Source organism: Pseudarthrobacter sp. MDT1-22, from assembly GCF_054511035.1.
On sequence record NZ_JBTNDK010000059.1, the window covers coordinates 1 to 5,027 of the forward strand.

Below are 5,027 nucleotides of genomic sequence, written 5' to 3' on the forward strand. Positions count from 1 at the left end.
ACCAGCGCAACGGCATCAGCCTTGAACTCATCGGAATAGGTTGGTCGAGCAGACATGGGCACAATCCTTTCAAACTGTGTCTCACATCAGTAGTACACCTCAGGTGGGCTGTCCCCAGCTCTGAAGCCAGCCGGTCATTTTTTCTATTTCCGGTCCCTGGGCTGCCTTGATCCTGGTGGCCAGGTCGGTCACCTCGGCGGGGACGCCTTCCTTGGCCAGGATGATGTCGCTCATCTCCACGGCCTCGGCGTGGTGCGGGATCATCTTCTGGGCGAACATGGCGTCCGCGTCGTTGAAGTCCGCCGAGGCTGCGGCCGACGTTGCCGGAGCCGAGGTCGATGGCATGGCGGAGCTGCCGTGGCTCATGCCGGGCATGCTGCTCGAGTCCGAACTTCCGGTGCCGGCTGAGCATCCGGCGAGGCCGATTGCTGCGGCGATCGCGGCAGCGGAAATAGTCAGGGTCTATTTCATGAAAATCAGGGTCCTCAAAGGTATCAGCGGCGTTTAGCGCCTGGGGATTGCAAGCAGAGACAGCTGCGCCCTTTGGGAAGGTGGGCTGTCTTGTGCGTGTCGACGTTGCTGGACGCTGCGCCGGGGCGCGGCGCTGTCAGTGCTGGTTTACGTCCGGCTGATACAGAAGTCACCGGGAGAGGGGCTGTCCGGTGAGTAGGAATAATTGATGCTGGCTGCAGCCGCCACCCCGAAGTCCGGTAAGGCATAGGGTGCTGTTCCGGGGGCAGGGGCGGTCAGTGAGGTGTTTCCCGGGGCCAGGACGCACGTATTGCCCCCGGCAGTCATCCCGGGGCAGGAACCTGCAGGGGCGCAGGAAGACGACGAGCGAGTTGCCGCTGGGGTAGCGGCGGTCCCATCCCAGGATGCCCCCGTGGTGTGGGAGTGCCCGGCCGGGATGCCCGCAGCGTCCACCGCGGATCCGGCGGTCGCTGCCGGCATGGTGTGCGCGGCGCTCATATGGTGTGCGCCGGTCATAATGTGCATGCCGAAGATCCCGGCGATGATGGCTAGGGCGGCCGTCAGGAAGCCTGCACGAAAGAGGAAAGCGGAGAAAGGTCCACGCGATGGTGCGCTCACAACGTTTCTTCCCTTCCATGCAGGTTGTTCAGGATCTTCAGCCTACCGGCAGGGGTATTCCTGCCGGTCACAGCCTCTTATTCAACGCACCTGGGAGGGATTGAGTTTCATCCTCCGCAAGCCCAAAGGCAGGACAGGGCACTGTCGCCAGCGGGACGGCGAGGATGTTGTAACCGGTGGCCCAAATGAGGATCTGCTACGGCTTGGTATGGCTGGCCCCGGATAGGTCCACCATTTCACAGCACAGTCCAGGCATCATTGCCGGCCTGGACAACACCGGCCGATGCCGTGCACCCGTTCCAGCGCCGAGCGCGATGCCGGCCTCAGCGCCGGGGACGCGTTCGCCCCGTCAAAAGACACCCCACTCGCCTAACCGGTCTTCTGCCAGGGGCCTTGATGCCAATTGCTGGAAAGCGTGTAGCCGGCGGAGGTCACGGCCGCACACACAGCAAAGCTCTCGGCCGTACCGTGACTATCACCCGGGAACGACCGCCGGACACGAGGTCCACAAAGGCGGACTCGGCACCCTCAACGGCCGATACAGCCTTTTGAACGGTCTGGACGCAATGCCCGCACGTCAGCCCTTCGACAGCAAACTCGACTGTGCTGCCACTGGATACCGCTGCCGGAGCAGCAGCTGCACCCGGCAGCGGAAGAAACAAGGGGAAGCCTGGCTCTATCTTTTTGAGGAAGAATCGAGGGTGTGCTGGGGGTGAACGGCCGTGCAAACGGGTACGGCAACACCAGCCCGGACTTCCATGTCACTGACAACCCAAGAAGACGCATCCTGTACCCGGGCCGGGTATACAGAGCAAGTGCGCATCCCGTGCCACGGCGGACACGCCGTTACCGGAATGTGACAAACATTGCTGGTGTGAAGTACGGTCTAAGTCGTGCCGGTTTCTCCTTGAGGCGGCACTCCCGAACAGATTGCCTAACTCTGCCGCTGCCCGGGATCCGTTCACTTTTCGTCCGGCAGAGACGGGGAACCCATTATTGGCCTGCTTCTGGCAGGTCTTGGGGTGAAGCCGTGCCTGGTGCACTTTTGCGCCTGACGCGGCCGGGTGCCTCCCACCCGAATCCGACAGCTAACCTCGCAGGCAGTGGGAGAGGCCCTTTCATGCCCATGCGCAAAACTCACGGCCGCCGCCGCGCGGTCCCCCAGACCAGCACTCTTGCCGCACTGACCAAGTCCTTTACCGCGAATGCCGGCGGCGCAGGCCGCCAGGCCGCCGTCTTCGCAGCGGCTTCCGGTCTCGTGCTGACCAGTGGTATTGCTGCCGCCCAGGCGGCCGACGCCCCCGCCCAGCGCGAAGCTGAACCGGCCGCTAACCTCGAGGTCGCGAGCCAGATACAGGCCCCGCTGACCGCCGATGCCACCATCCAGATTTCCTTCGAGCGCCCGGTCGTGGAAACCACGCCCGCTCCCGTAGTGGAAGCCCCGAAGCCTGTCGTGGTAGCCGCGAAGGCCGCGGCACCCGCGGCCGCCGTAACGACCCCTGCACCCGCCTCGGCCAAAGTCACCGTCACCCCGCCTGCGCCCGCGCCGGCTCCCGCAGCCGGTGACATTAACTCCATCATGGTGTCCTCCGCCTACGCTCAGATCGGCATGATCCAGGACTGCACGCGGCTGGTCGAAAACGCCCTAAATGCCGCTGGCATCCCCGTCGGGGACCTGGGCCCGATGCAGTTCATGAACTACGGCACCGTGGTCACCGACCCCCAGCCCGGTGATATGGTCATGCAGCCTGGCCACGTAGGAATTTACGTCGGCAACGGCCAGGTCCTCAGCTCAGGCCTGAACGGGAAGAATGAAACCGCCGTGCACCCTCTGACCTGGATGACGTCCAAGGGTGCCGTCACCTTCGTCCGCGCAGGCTAACAAACCACTGAAGGCCGGTGATTCAATGCCTTGGGGGCACTGAATCACCGGCCCTTAGGATGCCCCTCCAACCATGCGCCTGACTCCTTCCGCAGGTCACCCGAAGGCGACATATAGCGGTGCTAAAACACCGCCATTTACTCCGCAAACCACAATTCTGAGGCGTATCCCATCTCTTTAGAGTGTCCGGCCAAGCCCCGCTTCCAAGGAAATGAGACATGACGCTCAATTCTGCCCCGCTGAGCAGCACGCGCAGCGCCACGCCGCACCAACTCCGGTATCGGCGCTACGGCTGCCTGCTCTCACACACCCGAAAACGAAAGACTCACCAGACATGACCGTTCAGAACGACCTCAGCCGCGAAGACGTTGCCTCCTATGAGGCAGAGCTCGCGAAACGGACTCCCTCGCTCTACTCGCGCTACATCGGCGCGATGCTCTACTTCATGGGCGCGGCCCTTATCGCTGGCGCCGTCGTGCACTATCCGGTCAACCCGGGCCTATACACGATCATCTGCGTCGTCGGTGCGTTCGTGTTCCTCCTCGGCACCATCGTCAACGAGTTCGTGCTCGTCGATGAGCGCCCGCTGCTAAGCCGGGCCATCTCGCTCGTCGCGTTCTCGCTCCTGCTCTCCTTCGGCGTCGGCCTGGTCGGCGGCGGCATCCAGCACTTCGAACAGTTCCCCGAGCGCAGCGCCTGGATGACTCCAATCGGCCTGCTGATGTCGTACGTCGCGTTCATCGCCAAGGACGCCAAGGGCGGCCTGCGCCACCTGGTCAGCCCGTTTGCCGCAGGTGTCGTGTTGGTCGCCGCGCTGACATGGTTCGGCATGTCCGCCCTCGCAAGCACCCTCGACTCCGAGAGCCACAGCCACGACTCCACGCCGGCACCGTCGCAGGCACCCGCGGAGGCTCCGACCAGCGAAGACCGCACCCTCGACAAGCCGACGGACGCCCCCGCAGCCCCCGCACCCGACACCCACACGTCGCACAGCCACTAACCCGAAGCCGGGCATGCTCAACCGCACATTCGTGCGCTCCTATTCCGTGTAAGGGTCTTTCCCGGCAATGTGGGTGTGTGTGATCGACTATCTGTAGGCCGTTTCAGCCAGGAAATCCTGCCGAGTTGGTGGCTGGTTTCCTGCCAAATGAGCGCTATGAATCAGGCCAGGCAATTCCCCTCCAAATTACGGATTTGGGGTTTGCAGAGATTGAGATCACTCGGTGGCCCGGGGCGGTTCCCAGTGTGTTGGGAACATGGGCCCGCCACCCCAGATAGGTTCCTTACGGCGCTGCTATTGACAGAGCGATTGCGCCGGAAGGGCTGGAAAGCAGATGACGGTACCCATGTCCGTTCAAGAAAATATCAGAAGACTCGATTCCCAGGGAGTCCCGGGACGTGAAATCGCCCGCACGCTGGGCATCAGCCGTGATTCGGTGGCCAAGTACGCCGAGCAGCAGGACTTCTCCCCGGCACCGCCGGCACCGTTGGCAAGGCCCGGAGGTTCGGTGCTGACCGGGTTCGAGCGCATCATTGAGCGGTGGCTGGGCGAGGACCAGCGGCGGCCGCGCAAGCAGCGGCATACGGCCAAGCGGATCTTTGACCGGCTCGTGGATGAGCATGGTTTCACCGGCACGTATTCACCGGTGCAACGGTTCGTGAAGAAGTGGACGGCCCGGAACCGGCAGGCTGGGGAGGGTTTCACCGAGCTGGTGTGGCCGGCGGGCACGGTGCAGGTCGACTTCGGGCAGGCCGAGGCGATCATCGCCGGGATCCGGCAGGTCCTGCACATCCTGGTGGTGAGCTTCCCGTTCTCGAATATGCGCTTCGTCCAGGCATACCGCGGCGAGACCGCCGAGTGTGTCTGCCACGGGCTGCGGAAGGTGTTCGAGCACATTGGGGCCGCACCGAGGCACCTGGTGCCCGATTATGTTCCGCGGAACATAATCCGGGACGAGCCGCGGGACCGTGCCGCCGAAGAACGCGAACATCTCCGCATGCGCGCGCAGCCACGAATCCTGCCGCATATCCAGGCACGCCTCCACGAACGCATACC

5 protein-coding genes, 1 pseudogene and 1 riboswitch are annotated in these 5,027 nt (G+C 63.5%); of the genes and pseudogenes, 3 read left to right on the forward strand and 3 right to left on the reverse strand.

The genetic code is table 11. From position 1 onward, the window contains the following. Window positions 1-102: 102 nt before the first annotated feature. The 3 genes and pseudogenes from ACX80M_RS20740 to ACX80M_RS20750 form a co-directional block, all read right to left on the reverse strand. A pseudogene (locus ACX80M_RS20740) lies at window positions 103-459 on the reverse strand (DUF305 domain-containing protein); the annotation flags it as partial. A gap of 159 nt (window positions 460-618) precedes the next feature. Continuing rightward, window positions 619-1,089: a hypothetical protein gene (locus ACX80M_RS20745; protein WP_459310353.1), complete on the reverse strand. Its 471-nt coding sequence runs from the start codon at window positions 1,087-1,089 to the stop codon at window positions 619-621. Between the two features lie 431 nt (window positions 1,090-1,520). Further along, a complete protein-coding gene (locus ACX80M_RS20750) occupies window positions 1,521-1,817 on the reverse strand; it encodes a heavy-metal-associated domain-containing protein (protein WP_308293110.1) in 297 nt (98 codons plus the stop codon). 193 nt (window positions 1,818-2,010) lie between these two features. Then, window positions 2,011-2,206: riboswitch (cyclic di-AMP (ydaO/yuaA leader) on the forward strand. A gap of 3 nt (window positions 2,207-2,209) precedes the next feature. Between ACX80M_RS20750 and ACX80M_RS20755 the strand changes: the two genes are divergently transcribed. The 3 genes from ACX80M_RS20755 to istA form a co-directional block, all read left to right on the forward strand. Next, window positions 2,210-2,971 carry an NlpC/P60 family protein gene (locus tag ACX80M_RS20755; RefSeq protein ID WP_252603946.1) on the forward strand — a complete coding sequence of 254 codons (762 nt, stop codon included), beginning with the start codon at window positions 2,210-2,212 and terminating at the stop codon, window positions 2,969-2,971. A 334-nt stretch (window positions 2,972-3,305) separates the two neighbouring features. Next, a complete protein-coding gene (locus ACX80M_RS20760) occupies window positions 3,306-3,971 on the forward strand; it encodes a hypothetical protein (protein ID WP_252603944.1) in 666 nt (221 codons plus the stop codon). A gap of 346 nt (window positions 3,972-4,317) precedes the next feature. Next, window positions 4,318-5,027, forward strand: a 710-nt coding sequence (gene istA / locus ACX80M_RS20765) for an IS21 family transposase (protein ID WP_459310354.1), incomplete at its 3' end; no start/stop codon positions are given.